The sequence below is a fragment of the Mesorhizobium sp. M7A.F.Ca.ET.027.03.2.1 genome, assembly GCF_003999175.1.
GTDB lineage: Bacteria > Pseudomonadota > Alphaproteobacteria > Rhizobiales > Rhizobiaceae > Mesorhizobium.
Genome location: NZ_RZOM01001388.1, coordinates 1 through 1,249, shown reverse-complemented (window position 1 = coordinate 1,249; position 1,249 = coordinate 1). Strand labels below are relative to the sequence as shown.

At 66.5% G+C, this 1,249-nt stretch carries 1 protein-coding gene; it reads right to left on the bottom strand.

The window, feature by feature from the left end:
* Positions 1-91: 91 nt before the first annotated feature.
* The coding region (locus EN750_RS34915) for a DUF3422 family protein (protein ID WP_127399320.1) at positions 92-1,249 on the bottom strand (1,158 nt) is incomplete at its 5' end.

The following is a 1,249-nucleotide window of genomic DNA, read 5'->3' as shown; positions in this document are numbered from 1 at the left end:
GCGCTCTACGAGGACCCCCACCCCGTCTCACGATCTTCGCTTCGCTGCGATCATGAGCCGACCCTCCCCACAAGGGGGAGGGTGAGCAGATCTATTCGCCGGGCGGCTTGCCGGGCTCGGAGTGCATCCGGCGCACGCGGCGTACGCCCCACCAGACCAGCAGGATGGCGACAGGCACCGAAGCCGCGGTAATGATCTCCGGTGCGAAGGCATGGCCGAAGATCGAGGCACCCTTGGCGACATAGCCGACAAGGCCGACCACATAATAGGAGACGGCGGCGACCGAGAGCCCCTCGACGGTCTGCTGCAGGCGCAGTTGCAGGCGGGCGCGGTTGTTCATCGAGGCAAGCAGGTCGCGGTTCTGCTTCTCGACCTCGACATCGACCCAGGTGCGCAGCAGCGTCGTGGCGCGGGTCAGTTTTCGCGACAGATTTTCCTGCCGCTCCTCGACCGAGCGGCAGGTGCGCATTGCGGGCGCCACCCGGCGCTGCAGGAACCCGCGCCATGTGTCATAGCCGGGCACAGCCTCTTCCTCGAGCGCCTCCAGCCGTTCGCCAACGATGCCGTTATAGGCGCGGCTGGCGCCGAAACGGTAAAGGCTCGATGCCGCGTCCGCCTCCAGCTCCGCCGCAAGTTCGGTCAGATCGGCCAGCAAGGTCTGGCTGTCGCGAGTCCCGGTGACCTTCATCTCCAACGTGGTCTGCGCCAGCCGGTCTTCGATGCGGCGGGCGCGGCCGGACAAGGTCAGCGCCAGCGGCAGGCCGAGCATGGCCAGCGTCCGATAGGTCTCGATGTCGATAAGCCGCTGCGACAACGCGCCGGTACGCGCCGGGGTCAAGCCGCGATCGAGCAGCAGCATGCGCGTCAGACCATCGCCGTCCTGGCGAAAATCGGTGATGATGGCCGCGTTTCCGCGCTCGACCAGCGAGTAGCACAAGCTGGTCGGATCGAAACCGGCTATCAGCTGCTCGCTCGCTTGCGTCCATTTGCGGATTTCGAGCCTGATGCCGGAGATGCAGGTTCCCGGCGGCGAAAACCCGTTGCCGAAGGGGGAGTCCTCCTGCGTCCTGCCGCTTTCGGAAAGCGGCCCTTCCCACAAATAGGTCGAGAACTCGGTGTGACGCTCCCAGCGCAGCGAGCCCTTGCCCCATTTCATGGCATGATGGCGGGCCTGGCGGTCGGGCGCGGCGATGCCGAGGCGCCGCGACAATTCGGAAAGCACCGCGTGGTCGACGCCCGAGCCTCCCTC